The following is a 13,069-nucleotide window of genomic DNA, read 5'->3' on the forward strand; positions in this document are numbered from 1 at the left end:
CGGGTGGTGGAGTTGTATACCGCCCGCTGCACTGTCATTGTACGCTCGCTGCAGCGTTACTGCACACTCGTTGCAGCGTTACTGCACGCCCGTTGCAGAGCTGCTGCACGCCCGTTGCAGCGCTACTGCATCCACGTTTGCAGTGCTGCTGCATCCCTGTTTGCAGTGTCGCTGCAACCTTGTTTGCAGTAACTCTGCAACAAGCATGCAGCGACAGAACTGCCTGTGCTGGGCGGGCAGAGCAGGGGCTGCGGGAAAACGGAACGGCTGTGTTGTCGGCTTCAGACTACCTGCAGTGTGGGTAGGGGAGCCAGCATTTCTTGCGGGACGGAGGCTTGTATTTCCTTCACCAAGGCATCGCGCAGCGTGTGGCGGATGAAGTCTTTGCCCGTCAGCAGGACGATGTGGCGGGCAGGTTTGGGTACGGCAAAGGGACGTACCAGCTGCTGTTGTGCCTCGCTGAGCTGCAACACGGCCAGTTGGGGAATGAAGGTGATGCCTTTCCCGCCCTCGACCATGCGCATGAAGGTCTCCATACTGCCCAGATGGTAGGCAAGCTGGCTGGCCTGTGCCGCCTTCAGCTGGCAGAAACGCACCAACTGGTCGCGGAAGCAGTGGCCTTCGTCGAGCAGCCAGAGCTGTTCGCCGCCGAGGTCGGACGTACGTATCAGCGAATGGCTGCTGAGGTTGCTTTCGCGCGCTACGTAGGCATAAAACTGTTCGTAGAAGAGGCTTGTCTGCTCGTATTCCTCCATGCCTGCCAGACTGGCTACAATACCTGCGTCGATGCTTCTCTCGCGCAAGGCACGCTTGATGTCTGCGGTCTTCATCTCTGTCACTCGTATGTCTAATCCGTCGTACTTCTTCATCAGCTGCGGGAAGAAGCGGGGCAGCAGGTAGGGGGCAATAGTAGGTAGGATGCCCAGATTGAACGTCCCTGTGAAGGAGCCTTTGGCCTCTTCGACCATCGCTTTGATGCGGGCTGCCTGCGCAAGCACCTCCCGGGCCTGGGCAAGGATGTGCAGGCCGATGGGAGTGGGGGCTATGGGCTGGCGACTGCGGTCGAAGATGCGGGTGTCCAGTTCGTCTTCGAGTTTCTGTATCATGGCGCTCAGCGTAGGCTGTGTCACGCGGCAGTGCTCGGCCGCTTTGGCAAAGTGGCGGTACTGCTCTACGGCGAGGATATATTCCAGTTGTTGCAGGGTCATGGTATCGGTTGTAAGGGTTGGCTGTTACTTCTTTTTCTTTTTCGACGGCTTGGCCCATCCCTCTTCGTCGAAGTCGGGTTCGGGACCTTTCAGGTCGTTGTTATGCTGGAAGAACTGTTTCCAGTCGTCTTTCTTGCCACGGGGTTTGGTGTAGCCACGCTCTTCGCGGCTGGGCTTTTTCTTCTTTTCGGCAGCAGGGGCTTCCTGGGCTTTTCCTTTGCCTTTGGCGGCTTCGCGCTTGCCCTTGGAGTCGTCCTTCCGGTTGTTTCTGCGGCCGGCTTCCTTCTCTTCTTCTCCGGCCACTTCCACCACCACTTTCCGACCGTTCCACTTGGCGCGGTTCAGGGCTTTCAGCACGTTGCGGGCCTCTTGTTCTTCGACTTCGAAGAACGAGAACTTGGGCATCAGGTCGATGCGTCCCAGCTCTACACGTCCGCGGGTGTTGCTGTTCAGCAGGCTGATGAGCTCGTTGGGGAAGAAGTTGTCCACCTTGCCCAGGTTGATGAAGAGGCGTGTGAAGCCCGGTTCGGCCTGACGGTTGTTGTTTCGTCCGCCTTTTTCGCCCTGTCGTTTGCCGGCTTTCTCGCCCTTGGCGCTACTATCACCGACGATGGAGATTTCGGGCCGGTCGCGATAGTAGTCCAGAAAGCGGTTGAACTCGTGCGACACCATGCGCTTGATGAGGTCTTCCTTCGACAGCCAGTCTAATTTGCGATAGACGTCGGGCATGAACGATTCGATTTCTTCTTCGTTCACCTTCACTTTCTCTAAGTCGTCTATCACCTTGAACAGCTGTTTCTCGCAGATTTGTTTACCGGTCGGCATTTCGCCGGGCTGGAACTTCTTGCCGATGATGCGCTCTATTTCGCGCATTTTGCCCTTCTCGCGCAGGTTGATGATGGCAATGGAGGTACCTGTCTTTCCGGCACGTCCGGTACGTCCGCTGCGGTGGGTGTAGCTTTCGGTGTCGTCGGGCAGGCCGTAGTTGATGACGTGTGTCAGGTCGTCCACGTCCAGTCCGCGTGCAGCCACGTCGGTAGCTACCAGCAGTTGCAGGTTGCGGATGCGGAACTTCTGCATCACGGCGTCGCGCTGTGCCTGCGACAGTTCGCCGTGCAGCGAGTCGGCGTTGTAGCCTTCTTGCATCAACTTGTCGGCTATTTCCTGCGTCTCCTTGCGGGTGCGGCAGAAGATGATGCCGTATATCTGCGGATAGTAATCGACAATGCGTTTCAGAGTCTCGTATTTGTCCTTGGCATGCACCACGTAAACAATGTGTTTTACGTTAGCGGTACCTTCGTTTTTGCGTCCGATGGTGATTTCTTTGGCGTTGCGCAGGTATTTCTTGGCGATGCGGGCAATCTCGGGACTCATGGTGGCCGAGAAGAGCAGCGTGTTGCGTTCCTGCGGCACGTCGGCCAGGATGGCGTTGATGCTGTCGGTGAAGCCCATGTTGAGCATTTCGTCGGCTTCGTCCATGACGACGTTCTGTATGGTGGTCAGCGATACGGTTTTGCGCTCCATCAGGTCAATCAGTCGTCCGGGTGTGGCCACAATGATGTGCACTCCCTGCTTCAGGGCGCGTATCTGGCTTTCGATGGACGAGCCGCCATAGACGGGCAGCACGCGTAGGCCTTCGATGTATTTGCTGTAATCAGTCAGGTCGCCTGCAATCTGCAGGCACAATTCGCGTGTGGGGCATAGGATTAGCGACTGTGGAATGCGTCGTGTCACATCGACCTTCTGTATCAGCGGCAGGCCGAAAGCGGCCGTTTTGCCCGTTCCGGTCTGCGCCAGGGCCACGACGTCGTTGTTTTCTCCTAAGAGGTAAGGAATCACTTCTTCTTGTACCGGCATGGGATTCTCATATCCCATCTCTTCGATGGCGCGGCGTATCTCCGGCGACACACCGAGCTCTTCAAATGTCTTCATTCAATAATCCTGTATAAAAATTCGGCGCAAAGATAAGGCTTTTAGGCGAAGAATGCGGCATGATGAGGCTGATTTGTAGCCCGATGCGCGGCAAATCGAGTGTGCCGGTTCACTTTTTTACCAAAAGAATGCTTTGCAGTTTCTTGATTTCTTCCTTGGTCAGTCCGATGCCTTTCTTCAGGTAGGTATCTACGTCGCCGTACCGTTTCTCTATCTCGTCCTTGGCGGCGTTCAGGAAGTTCTCGCGGGCCGAGTAGATGGCAGTGATGGCTTCCTGCGAACGTACAGGCAAGTCGTAGGCGTATTGCGTGGCAGAAGGTATGTTGAAGAAATAGTTGCTGAGGCGGTAATCGTCCATGATGATGTCGGCATTGACGCCGAGGGTAGCGAGAACAAGGGCGACTGCAATGCCCGTACGTCCCTTGCCCGAAGAGCAATCGATGACCAGCGGGTATTTGGTTTCATCCAGCAGCACGTCGAAAAGCTGGCGGAGCTGACTTGTGTATTTGTTCACAATCTCACGGTTGGCTTGCTCTACGATTTGCAGAACCGAATCTTTTCTGAGTTTGTGCTTTTCCACTTTGTCCAGTACCAGCTCGATGTCGTTTATGGGAATAGCGATGTTCACTACGTCGAAGTTTTTGCGTAAACCGACTTGTGGACCTGTTTCTCGTTGGCTTCGCAGGTCGACGATGGTTTTGATGCCGATGTTCTTCAGTTTCCTGATGGCAAAACAGTTCAGACTGTCTATCTGTGCCGAACGGTAGATCATGCCCCAGCGAACCCGTTTTTTGGTGCCGTACGAGGCATATCCTCCCAAGTCACGGAAATTCTGTACACCGGGGATGTTGACATTTCGGGCGGCGGTCTTTATCCGGTATTTGTCGTTGAATACCAATGTATAGTAATAACGCTGAGAGGGATCGCTGTTGATGACGGTGGTTGTCTGGTCGGAAATGTTGGCTATGGCCACGGGATTGCTTTCGGGAGCAGATTCTGGCTGGGTTGAGGCATAGACTTTGACGTCCCCCTTGATAAGGGGAGCTGTTTCCCATTTCACAATGCAATTGCCTACATTGTTCTCTTCGCACACGACGGCGATGTGAGGGGTCAGACCGCTGCATGCAGGCAGCAGCGCAGACAAAGTAAAACCAATCAAAAGCTTCCTGTACATAATTTGTAATTGTCTCTAAGCGTTTCTACAAATATAGCGTATCCTATACTTCACAAATATATGTAATTTAGTTACAGACGATGCTCGCCGGTTAATTGATTTAGGTTTCTTTTTTGAACTTTAAGCAAATGACGGGAGAGTGTAAAGAAAAAGAATAAACCGATATTCCGCTGTTGCAGTGGGACTGCCATGCGGGATATCGGCTTCTCTCTCTTCTCTTTACCTATATAAATCGTCTTGTTAAAGCGTATGTGCTTCGGCAAACTCCCTCGAAACCGAATTGTTGAAACTGCAGCACACGTCAGCGGCAAACTCGATGCCGCAACGGATGACTTTGTCCCATGTGGCTTCGTCCATCGTGGCGAGGTCATCGTAGCGTACGTTATACTTCAGTAGGCCGAAGATGATACCTGCGTTGAAATTGTCGCCCGCGCCGATGGTGCTGACTGCCTCAAGCGGAGGAATGGGATAGTCTTTGGAAAGGGTAGCTGTGCGTAGTGATACCTGCTGGGCTCCTGCCGTGCAGAGGAAGTTACGACAGTAAAACTTCACCTTATCGCGGTAGATTTTGTCGGCTTCCTTCAGGCCCCACATGTAGAAGAAGTCTTCTTGCGAGCCGCGTACGATGTCGGCATACTCCAGATTCTCGATGATGGTGGGAGCCAGTTTGATGGCTTCTTCCTTGTGCGAGGAGCGGAAGTTGGGGTCGTAGTAGACGATGGCATGCATGTCGTGCGCGCGTTCCAGCAGTTCTACTACCTTGTCGCGCAAGACGGGATTCAGGGCATAGTACGAGCCTACCATCACGATGTCGTCTTCCTGAATTTGCGGATATTCTACGTCGAGTCGCTGCTTGGGGTAGTCTTTGTAGAAGATATATTCTGCATCACTGTGTTCGTTGAGGAAAGCAAGCGATACGGGTGATTTCCCGTCGGGGAAGACGTTGACGTGGTCGGTAGGAATGTTGTTTTCGCGCATGAAGCGGAGGATGATCTCTCCTACGTGGTCGTTCCCTGTCTCGCTGATGAAACAGATGGGAACACCCGCACGTCCCAAAGAGACGATGCCGTTGAATACAGAACCGCCGGGTACAGCTGCTGTGGGCTGTCCGTTGCGGAAGATGATGTCGAGAATAGTCTCGCCGATACCTATTACTTTACGCATAATGAACGTGATTTTTCTCCGAGATAGCCGCCGTGGTGGCGTTTTGAATAGTCTTCAATGGTGAATCCGGTCTGTTTCATGGTCTGTACCACCAGGATATCACCGATGACGGTCATGACGGTGGTCGAAGTTGTGGGCGTCATGCCCAGTGCGCATACTTCCTTGGGACTGCCGGTACTGAGGCAGACGGTGGCTTCGCGAGCTAGCGGACTATCGGGGTTGCCGGTGATGACAATGAATTTCAGACTGGGGTCCAGGTTGTGGGCCAGTTGGGTGAGCTCTACAATTTCACGCGTTTTTCCGGAATTGGAGATGAGCAGCAACAGGTCGTTTTCCTGCAGGATGCCCAAGTCACCGTGTTGGGCTTCGCTGGGATGCAGGAAGACGGCTGGGATGCCTGTCGAGCAAAAGGTAGTAGCAATGTTCATGGCAATCTGCCCTGCCTTTCCCATACCTGAGGTCACGAGTTTACCCTTACGGCGGTGTACGTGTTCCACGATGAGCGACACGGCTTTTTCGTAGGCGTCCGTCACAGGGATGTTCAGTACTGCTTGTGCCTCTTTCTGCAAAAGCTCTTGAATAGATGCTATCATTTCTTTCGGTTTTGGTTATCTGGTTTTGCAAATATCTATAATTTTCCATAAACGGCAATAAGTTTTATTGTATTTTTGTACCTGCAATCAGTTTGAAACGTCAGAATGGAGCATTTGAACGAAACCAACGGGAAATATAGCACATATACACTGGCCAACGGTCTGCGCATCATTCACGAGCCGTTGGCTTCACGGGTGGCTTATTGTGGATTTGCTGTCGATGCAGGCACACGCGATGAGATGCCCGATGAGCAAGGTATGGCTCACTTTGTGGAACATCTCATTTTTAAGGGAACTCACAAACGACGGGCCTGGCACATCCTGAATCGTATGGAGAACGTAGGCGGTGACCTCAATGCCTACACCAACAAGGAAGAGACGGTGATCTACTCTGCTTTCCTTGTCGAGCACTTCAGCCGGGCTTTTGAGCTGTTGGCTGATATTGTATTTCATTCCACTTTTCCGCAACACGAGATTGAAAAGGAGACAGAGGTGATTATCGACGAGATACAGTCGTACGAGGACAACCCTGCTGAACTGATCTTCGACGATTTCGAAGACCTTATTTTCCGCGGTCATCCGCTGGGGCGTAACATTCTGGGCAATCCCGAACAACTCCGCACGTTCCGTACCGAGGATGCCGTAGCTTTTACTCGTCGTTACTATCGGCCGGAGAATGCAATATTCTTTGTATTGGGTGATGTTGATTTCCGCCGGGTTGTCCGCTTGGCCGAGAAGCTGGTGGGCAACGTAGCAGGAGGAACAGCTACCGGCAATCCTTCGGACAACCGACGGATGCCCCCTTTGCCTTATGTGCCCGACCGACTGGTGATGAAAAAAGGTACGAACCAGACACACGTGATGATAGGTGCCCGTGGCTACAATGCCTACGACGAGAAACGTACGGCCCTGTATCTGCTGAACAACCTGCTGGGCGGTCCCGGCATGAACAGCCGCCTGAACGTAGCGTTGCGCGAGCGCCGTGGGTTGGTATATAACGTAGAGTCCAATCTGACTGCTTATACCGATACCGGCACCTTCTGCATCTACTTTGGTTGCGACCCCGATGACGTGGATCTTTGTACACGCCTGGTGTATAAGGAGCTGAGGCGTTTGCGCGACACCCGTTTGACTACTTCGCAACTGGCAGCAGCGCAGAAGCAGTTGATAGGCCAGATAGGCGTGGCGTCGGACAACAACGAGAACAATGCCCTAGGTATGGCCAAGACTTTCCTCCACTATAACCGCTACGAGTCTCAGGAAGCCATTTGCCGCCGCATCAGTCAGCTTACTTCCGACCAGTTGCTCGAAGTAGCCAATGAAATGCTGGGCGAGGATTATCTGTCGGAGTTGGTTTATTTGGGGTAATTTGAAATTAAACTTTTGCTTCGTAAAGAAATTTATGGGGGTTGAAAGATGTGCGTAACTACTATTCTCATTCTGGTAAGTAAGAACTTGATATCATTAGTCTGATTATAAGGAGCTTGTGATAGTGTAAGGCTTCCTTCTACAGATCTTGAATATTACTCGGATGTAAGTACCAAGTGAACAAATATTTGTTTTGCTAAACTAAAAGTCCGTATTGTGTGTTTAGAAATTATTAATATGTCTAATAAATTAGTAAGAGTATGAAAAGAATTGTAGTATTTCTGTTTGTAGTAATGGCAGCTTTGGCTGCGAAATCGCAAGTCTATGTAGGTGGAAATATCAGCCTTTGGCATAACGATGATGCCGATGCTACAAGTTTTACGTTAGCTCCCGAAGTCGGGTATGAGTTTTCCGATCAGTGGTCGGTGGGTGCCCAGCTTATTCTGTCGCATTCCAAGTATAAAGTGGACGATCACGTAAAAGCAAAATGGACGGGTTTTGCCTTTGCGCCGTATGCTCGTTATTCTTTTTTCGAGAATAAAACGGTTCGTTTCTTCGTTGACGGTTGTATTGGTGTATCATCACAGAAGTATAAGGGTGCCGATTCTGAGGCAGGTTTTGAACTGGGACTGAAACCTGGTTTGTCCCTTAAGGTGACAAATCATTTTAGTCTGATTGCCAAATATGGTTTCCTGGGTTATCGGGATGATTATATGCTGGATACTTCTGATGGCTACGGTTTCAATTTCAGCAGTGAAGACCTGTCGATAGGTTTCCATTATACATTCTGATAGGGAGTGGCTTTCACTCAATAGTGGGTGTGCCAGGATGAAGAAAGCAGTTACTTCATCTTGGCGCACTTTTTCTGTATAACAGACGGTTCGTTTTTTTAGTTTGATATGATTGGTTCCCTCAAAAGACAGTCTTATATGTTTTTTTCTGTCAGTCGTCTCATACTGAATTCGCAACCGCAGTATTGTTGGTTGTAGAAGTCGTACTCGTGTAATAGCTGGTTGCGGCGTTCCTGCAGGCCGCCTTTGCGCCAGTTCTGTTCCCAGAAGAGGGTGTCGGGATAACGTGCGGCGGCACGTCGTCCGGCCTCATTGATTTGCTCCAGGCTCTTCCAGCGCGACGAGGCAAGGGTAGTCGTGAACAGGGTAAAGCCGTGCGTGGCGGCATAGCGTGCCGTCTCGGTGAGGCGCAGGGTGAAGCAACGCAGGCAGCGTGCTCCGCGTTCGGGTTCATCCTCCAGTCCTTGCATCAGACTTTTCCAATGCTCGTAATCGTAGTCCGCATCGACAAAATCGAGGCCCTGAGACGTAACAAAACGTATGGCTTCGTTCTTACGTACTTCGTATTCTTCCCGAGGATAGATGTTGGGGTTGCAGTAGAATACTGTAGGTCGTATATTGTTGGCCAGCATACATTCGATAATAGCCGACGAGCAAGGAGCGCAGCAGGAGTGCAGCAGTACGTGGTTTTCGCCGTTGGGTGGTAGGAGTTTGAGCATACGTGTGTGATGATTGCAATTAGGGTTTGAATATACAAGTATTAGTGTAGCAGAATAGAACTGTTCAGACGCAAATGATACGGATAACATGTTTTTTAGAGAGCTTTTCCCGTATAAATGTTACGCATATTCGGGAGGATAAAGTAGCTCTATGTTATCTGTATCGTCTGCGTCTGAAAATGTATTCAGCTTCGGGCTTTTTTATTTATACAGCGTCTTCGCAATCCCCATTTCCAGTCCGCGAAGTTCAGCCAGTCCGCGCAGGCGGCCGATGCACGAGTAGCCGGGGTTGGTTTTCTTGCGCAGGTCGTCCACCATCTGGTGTCCGTGGTCAGGGCGCATGGCGATGGAGACACCGCGACGCTGTTGCAGTTCGAGGAAGGCTTTCATTACGCCGTACATGTCGACGTCGCCTTCCAAGTGGTTGGCTTCGTAGAAGTTGCCTTCGGCATCGCGCTTGGTGGAGCGCAGGTGTACGAAGTTGATGCGGTCGCCGAAGCGGGTCATCATGGCGGCGCAGTCGTTGGCGCTGCTCACACCTAAGGAACCGGTGCACAGGCAGAGTCCGTTGCTGGGATTGGGTACGGCGTCGATGAGTGCCTGGAAGTCTTCAGCGCAACTCATGATGCGCGGCAGGCCCAGGATAGACATAGGCGGGTCGTCGGGATGAATGACGAGCTTCACACCCACTTCGTCGGCTACGGGGCAGATCTCGCTCAGGAAGTAGATAAGATTCTGGCGGAGGCGTTCGGGGGTAATGTCTTTGTAGCGATCCAGTTCGTGCTGGAATTGTTCCAGCGTGAAGCTTTCTTCCGAGCCGGGCAGGCCAGCTATCATGTTGCGGACGAGTTTCTGCTTATCTTCTTCGGTCATCTGCTCGAAGCGGGCACGGGCTTTGGCCTTCTCTTCGTCGGTGTATTCGGCTTCGGCACTAGGGCGGTGCAGCAGGAAGAGATCGAAAGCTATGAAAGCGGCACGTTCGAAGCGCAGGGCGCGGCTACCGTCGGGTAGTTCATAAGCCAGGTCGGTGCGTGTCCAGTCCAGCACGGGCATGAAATTGTAAGTGACGATGTTTACACCGCATTTTGCCAGGTTGCGCAGGCTTTCCTTGTAATTGTCGATGTACTTCTGATAGTCGCCTGTCTGCGTCTTGATGTGCTCATGAACGGGTACACTTTCGACAACAGACCACGTGAGGCCTACTTCTTCGATCATCTGCTTGCGCTTCATGATTTCTTCTACAGTCCACACTTCGCCGTTGGGAATGTGGTGCAGGGCATTGACGATGCCGGTGGCTCCGGCCTGCTTGATATCCCATAGGCTGACAGGGTCGTTGGGACCGTACCAGCGCCAGGTTTGTTCGCAAAGTATCATAATGGGTATGTTTTTTATGTTGGAGGAGTTAAGGAGTCAAGAGTTAAGTAGTTAAGCCAAATGATAGGCTTTCAAAAAACAAAAGTATCGGCTTAACTCCTTAATTCCTGTCTCCTTAACTCCTAAGAAAATTTTACATAGCAAACACATTGAATCCACCGTCTACTACGGCTACGGTACCTGTTACGAAGCTGGAAGCATCGCTGATGAGGTACTGGATGGTACCGCACAGTTCTTCGGGGCGTCCCATACGGCCGAAAGGAGTCTGACGGATGACGTCTTGTCCGCGTTGCGTCCATGAGCCATCGGGGTTGGTCAGCAGGGTGCGGTTCTGTTCGGTCAGGAAGAAGCCCGGAGCGATGGCGTTCACGCGGATGCCTTCGCCGAACTTCTTGGCCACTTCGGTAGCCATGAAGGCGGTGTAGTTAGAGATGCCAGCTTTGGCTGCAGCATAGCCTGCTACGCGGGTCATGGGGCGGAAGGCGGCCATACTGGAGAAGTTGACGATAGCTCCCTTCTTCTGTTCTACCATTGGTTTCAGGAATACCTGTGTGGGCAGTACAGTACCGGTCAGGTTCAGTTCGAGTACGCGTTGGAATTCTTCAATCTTCAGGTCGAAGAAAGTACCGTCGGGTGCGATGGTAGCTCCCGGCATGTTGCCTCCGGCAGCGTTCAGCAAAGCGTCTACCCGTCCGTAGGCTTTCAGGATGTCGGCCAGGTTTTGCTCTAATATTTCACGGTTCATCACGTCGGTGGTCAGGAACATGGCTTCGCCTCCGTTGGCTTTGATACCTTCTACAATGGCGTTTCCTACTTCGGCTTTACGTCCGAGGATAACAACTTTAGCGCCTTCTTCTGCCAAATGAGCGGCGATGGCTCTGCCCAGAATACCAGTTCCACCGGTGATGACTACTACTCTGTCTTTGATGTCGAATAAGTTTTTCATGATGAATTATGTTTTAATAATTAGTTAGAATCTGTTTCTTTTGTTCGGATGTCCTACTTCAACAACAAAGTTACACATTAATTTCATTACAAGTGTTGCACGTTTGTCTCAAATTCTTTCTTCCTGGTTTCATTTATACGCATTTCCGTCCGTTTTTATTCCTGTAAACAGCTTTTCTGGAGTACCAGCAGGCTTTCAGGACCCATGTTGAACAACAGGTCGACTATGCTGAGGTTGGGCAGGAATCCCAGTTTTTCCTGAAATACCTGATAGTAGGAGCAGGGAGAGAAGGCATCGTCTTCCGTACGGAAATCTTTTTTGGGATGGATGCGTTCGCGGAAATCGTCTTCGTTGGGACCGAACGAAGTGCGGTATTCGGAAGTACGTGTCAGGTCGGGTTGCAGGTCGATGAGCGAACAGATGAGGCGACACAAGGCTTCGTTGAAGTCGACAAGGAACTCGTATTTCTTTTCGTAGAAGGGGCGGAAATCATCCTTGTAGTACTCGAAGAAGGGAGTATGATTGTAGGCCGATTCCAAGGCATTCCAGTGCAGGTGGCGCCAGTTGCCGTGGTCGGAGATGCGGATGTCGCGCATAAAGCATTTGGGTGTATCGGGCTTCACAATGGGTACCGTAAGTGCCAGCGGACCGTCGGGAGCAGCGATGGTGCAGCGGTTGCGGTAGGTTTGCTTCAGGTAATGGTCGTACTGCTCGATGAAGATTTTGTCATACGTCAGCAGTTTGACGTAATATTCTACAGGAGCCAGATAGGCGGAGGACAGAAATATTGTTTTCATTTTCGTAGAGAATGCTTTTAAATCGTATGGAGCGTATGTACGGAGTTAGTGAATCCGCTGCCCGATGCGTTCCCAGCGGTAACCGCTAAAAGGACCGCTATCGTCGCGTTTGGAGAACCATATCAGCGAGGCTTTGCCTATGATGTGGTCTTTGGGCACGAACCCGAAGAGGCGCGAGTCGGACAGGTTGACGGGATTGTTGGACACCACCCAGTAATAGTCTTTGGTGAAGTAGCAGTGCTGTGTGGGCTTACCGTCGACGAAAAGGGTATCATTCCGGACTTCAGCCTGCCGGTGTTCGTGCATCACGAGCGTGTTGCACAGCAGGGTACGGTTCCAGGGGTATACGCGCAGCACTTTGCCTTTGCCGGGTACAATCAGCGGTTTCAGGTCACGGGCAGAGTCGGTCTGGTCCAGCGGTTCTATCCAAGGGCAGATGTTGAGCGACTGTTCCAGCAGATAGGCTTCGTAGCGGCTGAAGCTGCGTATGTTGCGCACAGAGTCCTGACCCAGTATCGGACCGGGCTTGATGTTGAGCAGCGGCAGTAGTGAGTCGAGCTGTTTTTCGCGGTTGCGCGGATAGGCATAGAGAAACTTCTGGTCGGGGGCATCCTGCTCGGACGATACGACGGAAAAGAGGGAGTCTATCAGCAGCGTGTCACCCGGCGTGCCGATGCAGCGGTTGATGAATACTTCGCGGCGGTCGGCTACGGGTTCCTTCAGATTGGCTGGATTGTTGAAGACGATGATGTCGTCTTTCCGTACGGGCTTGTCGCCCCAGCGGTGATAGCCCAGCCAGGCCATGAAGGGCAGGCGGAGGCCATAGCTCCATTTGTTCACCAGTATGCGTTCGCCCCGGTACAGTGAATTTTCCATGCCCGACGAGGGAATTAAGTAAGGAATGGCCACACAGCCCCGGAGCAACACTACGACGAGTATTGTTCCTGCTATCAGGCCGATGGTTTTCCATACTTTCATGCTGCGGATGCTTTGCGTTAGGGTT

General features: G+C 51.9%; 12 protein-coding genes. 2 read left to right on the forward strand and 10 right to left on the reverse strand.

Annotated elements, in window-relative coordinates; translation table 11 throughout:
• Positions 1-281: 281 nt before the first annotated feature.
• From Q3C19_RS02045 to Q3C19_RS02065, 5 genes are all read right to left on the reverse strand, one after another.
• Positions 282-1,208 carry a hydrogen peroxide-inducible genes activator gene (locus Q3C19_RS02045; protein WP_302726866.1) on the reverse strand — a complete coding sequence of 309 codons (927 nt, stop codon included), beginning with the start codon at positions 1,206-1,208 and terminating at the stop codon, positions 282-284.
• A 24-nt stretch (positions 1,209-1,232) separates the two neighbouring features.
• A complete protein-coding gene (locus tag Q3C19_RS02050) occupies positions 1,233-3,140 on the reverse strand; it encodes a DEAD/DEAH box helicase (protein ID WP_302726868.1) in 1,908 nt (635 codons plus the stop codon).
• A 109-nt stretch (positions 3,141-3,249) separates the two neighbouring features.
• Positions 3,250-4,314 carry a tyrosine-protein phosphatase gene (locus Q3C19_RS02055; RefSeq protein ID WP_302726870.1) on the reverse strand — a complete coding sequence of 355 codons (1,065 nt, stop codon included), beginning with the start codon at positions 4,312-4,314 and terminating at the stop codon, positions 3,250-3,252.
• Between the two features lie 240 nt (positions 4,315-4,554).
• Positions 4,555-5,478, reverse strand: a complete 924-nt coding sequence (locus tag Q3C19_RS02060) for a carbohydrate kinase (protein WP_022162333.1) — start codon at positions 5,476-5,478, stop codon at positions 4,555-4,557.
• A complete protein-coding gene (locus Q3C19_RS02065; protein WP_022162334.1) occupies positions 5,466-6,071 on the reverse strand; it encodes an SIS domain-containing protein in 606 nt (201 codons plus the stop codon). Before Q3C19_RS02065 ends, Q3C19_RS02060 begins: the two co-directional genes overlap by 13 nt.
• A 105-nt stretch (positions 6,072-6,176) precedes the next feature.
• Between Q3C19_RS02065 and Q3C19_RS02070 the strand changes: the two genes are divergently transcribed.
• Positions 6,177-7,439, forward strand: a complete 1,263-nt coding sequence (locus Q3C19_RS02070; protein ID WP_277120354.1) for a pitrilysin family protein — start codon at positions 6,177-6,179, stop codon at positions 7,437-7,439.
• A gap of 260 nt (positions 7,440-7,699) precedes the next feature.
• On the forward strand, positions 7,700-8,230 hold the full coding sequence (locus Q3C19_RS02075) for an outer membrane beta-barrel protein (protein ID WP_302726874.1): 531 nt from the start codon (positions 7,700-7,702) through the stop codon (positions 8,228-8,230).
• 134 nt (positions 8,231-8,364) lie between these two features.
• On the opposite strand, the gene Q3C19_RS02080 is transcribed toward Q3C19_RS02075, so the two are convergent.
• The 5 genes from Q3C19_RS02080 to lepB form a co-directional block, all read right to left on the reverse strand.
• Positions 8,365-8,949 carry an epoxyqueuosine reductase QueH gene (locus tag Q3C19_RS02080; protein WP_071148290.1) on the reverse strand — a complete coding sequence of 195 codons (585 nt, stop codon included), beginning with the start codon at positions 8,947-8,949 and terminating at the stop codon, positions 8,365-8,367.
• Positions 8,950-9,150: 201 nt separating this feature from the next.
• The gene (gene uxuA / locus Q3C19_RS02085) at positions 9,151-10,323 is read right to left on the reverse strand and encodes a mannonate dehydratase (RefSeq protein WP_302726876.1); all 1,173 of its coding nucleotides are present in this window, start codon (positions 10,321-10,323) and stop codon (positions 9,151-9,153) included.
• Between the two features lie 133 nt (positions 10,324-10,456).
• The gene (locus Q3C19_RS02090; RefSeq protein WP_022162339.1) at positions 10,457-11,269 is read right to left on the reverse strand and encodes an SDR family oxidoreductase; all 813 of its coding nucleotides are present in this window, start codon (positions 11,267-11,269) and stop codon (positions 10,457-10,459) included.
• Positions 11,270-11,424: 155 nt separating this feature from the next.
• Positions 11,425-12,066 (reverse strand): WbqC family protein, encoded by a 642-nt coding sequence (locus tag Q3C19_RS02095; RefSeq protein ID WP_287640678.1) that lies wholly within the window; start codon positions 12,064-12,066, stop codon positions 11,425-11,427.
• 45 nt (positions 12,067-12,111) lie between these two features.
• Complete coding sequence (lepB, locus tag Q3C19_RS02100) at positions 12,112-13,044, reverse strand: signal peptidase I (protein WP_302726880.1); 933 nt, start codon at positions 13,042-13,044, stop codon at positions 12,112-12,114.
• Positions 13,045-13,069: the final 25 nt, after the last annotated feature.

The organism is Bacteroides sp. ET489 (genome assembly GCF_030518095.1).
Taxonomy (GTDB): Bacteria; Bacteroidota; Bacteroidia; order Bacteroidales; family Bacteroidaceae; genus Bacteroides; species Bacteroides ndongoniae.

Excerpts from the sequence above, each read along its gene's own strand:
- Q3C19_RS02045 (WP_302726866.1), bottom strand. The coding sequence starts at position 1,208 with ATGACCCTGCAACAACTGGAATATATCCTCGCCGTAGAGCAGTACCGC.
- Q3C19_RS02050 (WP_302726868.1), bottom strand. The coding sequence starts at position 3,140 with ATGAAGACATTTGAAGAGCTCGGTGTGTCGCCGGAGATACGCCGCGCC.
- Q3C19_RS02055 (WP_302726870.1), bottom strand. The coding sequence starts at position 4,314 with ATGTACAGGAAGCTTTTGATTGGTTTTACTTTGTCTGCGCTGCTGCCT.
- Q3C19_RS02060 (WP_022162333.1), bottom strand. The coding sequence starts at position 5,478 with ATGCGTAAAGTAATAGGTATCGGCGAGACTATTCTCGACATCATCTTC.
- Q3C19_RS02065 (WP_022162334.1), bottom strand. The coding sequence starts at position 6,071 with ATGATAGCATCTATTCAAGAGCTTTTGCAGAAAGAGGCACAAGCAGTA.
- Q3C19_RS02070 (WP_277120354.1), top strand. The coding sequence starts at position 6,177 with ATGGAGCATTTGAACGAAACCAACGGGAAATATAGCACATATACACTG.
- Q3C19_RS02075 (WP_302726874.1), top strand. The coding sequence starts at position 7,700 with ATGAAAAGAATTGTAGTATTTCTGTTTGTAGTAATGGCAGCTTTGGCT.
- Q3C19_RS02080 (WP_071148290.1), bottom strand. The coding sequence starts at position 8,949 with ATGCTCAAACTCCTACCACCCAACGGCGAAAACCACGTACTGCTGCAC.
- uxuA (WP_302726876.1), bottom strand. The coding sequence starts at position 10,323 with ATGATACTTTGCGAACAAACCTGGCGCTGGTACGGTCCCAACGACCCT.
- Q3C19_RS02090 (WP_022162339.1), bottom strand. The coding sequence starts at position 11,269 with ATGAAAAACTTATTCGACATCAAAGACAGAGTAGTAGTCATCACCGGT.
- Q3C19_RS02095 (WP_287640678.1), bottom strand. The coding sequence starts at position 12,066 with ATGAAAACAATATTTCTGTCCTCCGCCTATCTGGCTCCTGTAGAATAT.
- lepB (WP_302726880.1), bottom strand. The coding sequence starts at position 13,044 with ATGAAAGTATGGAAAACCATCGGCCTGATAGCAGGAACAATACTCGTC.